This window comes from Campylobacter sp. 2352 PW, assembly GCF_024723575.1.
Lineage (GTDB): Bacteria > Campylobacterota > Campylobacteria > Campylobacterales > Campylobacteraceae > Campylobacter_D.
On record NZ_JANQCX010000040.1, the window covers coordinates 1 to 764 of the forward strand.

The 764-nt window shown below is 35.5% G+C and carries 1 protein-coding gene; it reads left to right on the top strand.

The genetic code is table 11. The annotated features are described in order from the left end of the window. Nucleotides 1-764 (top strand): flagellin hook IN motif-containing protein (locus CAMP5121_RS08015; protein ID WP_337215296.1); only part of this gene is annotated, 764 nt, incomplete at both ends.

Sequence of the window (764 nt, forward strand, 5' to 3'; positions counted from 1 at the left end):
CAAATACAACCTCTTTTAACGGTAAACAACTTTTAAGTGGTGGTTTTACTAATCAAAGCTTCCAAATTGGTGCTCAATCAAATCAAACCATCCAAGCTAGTATAGGTGCAACCCAATCAAGTAAAATCGGTGTTACTAGATTTGAAACAGGTTCTATGTCTCATAGTAGTGGTGTAGCTCAACTTACTATTAAAAACTATAATGGTATAGATGATTTTAAATTCCAACCTGTAGTGATTTCATCTTCAGTAGGTACTGGTATAGGTGCTTTGGCTGAAGAGATTAATAGAGTAGCAGATATCACAGGTGTTAGAGCTAATTTCTTGGTTCAAACCACTGGGGCTGGTTCTATCAAAGCTGATAAAACCTCACAAGATTTTACTATCAATGGTGTAAAAATCGGTGAAGTTGAGTATAAAGATGGTGATGAAAATGGAGCTTTGATTTCAGCTATTAACTCAGTAAAAGATACCACAGGTGTCGAAGCTTCTAAAGATGCTAATGGTAGATTAGTACTTAACTCAAGAGATGGTAGAGGTATAGAAATCACTGGTAGCATAGGAGTTGGTTCTGGTATTTTAAAAGATGATTATAAAAATTATGGTCGTTTATCATTAGTTAAAAATGATGGTAAAGATATCTTAATATCAGGAAGCGGACTTAGTGCTATAGGTATGGGTGCAACTGATATGATTTCTCAAGCATCAATTTCTCTAAGAGAATCAAAAGGAAACATCGACACCAATGTGGCTGATGCTATGGGC